Genomic DNA, 1,762 nt, shown 5'->3' on the forward strand with positions numbered 1-1,762 from the left:
TTTAGAAAAGCAAAAATTCAAATGGCCGAGCAAGATCAATGAAGCTGAATTTGTATTAACTGCTGAGCAACTAGAATGGCTACTATCTGGGTATGATGTTTTAGGTCATCAAACGTTACATTATCAGTCGATGCTCTAACCTTTGTTCACTATCAAGTACCATGATACAAGTCATTGAACTAAATGGCGTTAGAAGCAGCATTTCATTGAATATTTTGTTAAAATTGTTCAATGAAATTTACTGCTAAATCCTTACCAAACGCTCCCGAACAACTTAAGCAAATGCTTCTTGAATTGCAACAGCGGATGGATGACGAATTAACTCAAAAAGATACTGAATTAATAGAAAAAGATGTTGCCTATCAAGTGTTTCTTGAGCAATACAATCTCAAACTTGCCAATGAGTACGGTAAAAAATCAGAAAAAATGCCCGGTGCAGATGAAGTCTTCAATGAAGCAGAAGTGACGCTTGATGAACAAGACGAACAACTATTAGCGAGCGTCTCGACGACAGAAAAACCAGCGTCAAAAGTAAAACCAAAGCGCAAACCACTGCCGTCAGCGCTCCCTCGAAAAGAAGTCGTCATTGATCTCGATGACACAGATAAAATATGTGATTGTTGTAGCAACCCTTTACATAAAATGGGCGAAAGTAGCAGCGAAACCCTTGAGTTTGTACCCGCATATATTAAAGTCATCAAAACTATTCGCCCCAAATATACTGTCGGCATTGTGAAAAAAACGGCATTAAAAGTCACATCAAAGTAGCGCCGATGCCGGCTACACCAATCCCTAAAAGTATTGCCACCACGAGTTTGTTGAGCCAAATCATTACCTGTAAATATCAATTTGGCTTACCGCTTTATCGACAAGAAACGATGTTGAGCGACATCGGTATTGAGTTGAGTCGTCAAACGATATCGAGCTGGATATTACGTTGTGCAACATTGCTTAAGCCATTATACATGCGCTTGAAAGTGGCATTGCTCGCTGAGCCCGCTATTCATGCAGATGAAACGCCACTAAAAGTAATTAAAGCCAAAAAATCGACAAGCTATATGTGGGTATATTGCAGTGGAACAGATGCATTAGGCAGTAACACCAATATTGTGTTGTTCGATTATCACAATAGTCGTCGAGCTCAATGTGCCATTGATTTTCTTGATGGTTACCAAGGTTACATGCACGTTGATGGATATAAAGCTTATGAATCAACACAAGCGACACTGGTAGCCTGTGTTGCGCATATTCGTCGTAAATTTATTGATGTGAAAAAACTGCAAGGAAAAAAGAAAACCGGAAAAGTGGATGTAGCCTTAAATTTAATTGGAAAGTTATACGGAATAGAAGCACGAATTAAGTGTAAAACGGTCAAAGAAAAATTCGCAATGAGGCAATCACAAAGCAAGCCTATCGTAACGACATTATATAACTGGCTCATCGAGCATAAAGAAAAAATCCCACCTAAAAGTAAATTGGGAGAAGCAATAAATTATGGTTTAAACCAATTTGAAAAATTCCAGCGTTATCTCGAAGATGGTAGGTTAAGCATTGGCAATAACCGAGCAGAGCGTGCAGTTAAGCCCTTTGTGATAGGTCGTAAAGCTTGGCTGTTTTCGTACACCAATACAGGTGCGAACGCGAGTGCGATTTTATATAGTTTGGTTGAAACCGCAAAAGCAAACGATCTTATTGTTCATGATTATATCGCAACCTGCTTGCAGCAGATTGCTGAAAACCCGAATGATATTGATGCATTGCT

The 1,762-nt window shown here is 39.1% G+C and carries 1 protein-coding gene and 1 pseudogene; both read left to right on the top strand.

Features of this window, described 5'->3' with window-relative positions; translation table 11 throughout:
• On the top strand, positions 1-139 hold a 139-nt coding region (gene tnpB / locus CXF74_RS23195; protein ID WP_198552956.1), incomplete at its 5' end, for an IS66 family insertion sequence element accessory protein TnpB.
• A 92-nt stretch (positions 140-231) separates the two neighbouring features.
• Positions 232-1,762: pseudogene (gene tnpC, locus CXF74_RS21265) on the top strand (IS66 family transposase); the annotation flags it as partial.

It is taken from the genome of Psychromonas sp. Urea-02u-13, assembly GCF_002835995.1.
GTDB lineage: Bacteria > Pseudomonadota > Gammaproteobacteria > Enterobacterales > Psychromonadaceae > Psychromonas.